Here is a 203-nt window from a genome sequence, read left to right on the forward strand (position 1 = left end):
TCGACTTGCATGTGTAAAGCATGCCGCCAGCGTTCAATCTGAGCCAGGATCAAACTCTTCAGTTTAATCTCTGTTTGTCGAAACCAGCATTGCTGCCAGTTTCGAACCCCTCCCATTGGTCGGGGTTCGCTCACTCAAAATACTGACCGTTACTCATTGCTGAGCAACGTATTTCTTTTTTGTGAACATTTGATAATTTAAGT

The 203-nt window shown here is 43.8% G+C and carries 1 rRNA gene; it reads right to left on the minus strand.

Annotation, left to right across the window (positions count from 1 at the left end):
- A 16S ribosomal RNA gene (locus AC3XQU_RS25225) occupies window positions 1–65 on the minus strand; the annotation flags it as partial.
- Window positions 66–203 lie beyond the last annotated feature (138 nt).

This window comes from Telluria sp. AZSoR62 (genome assembly GCF_058111565.1).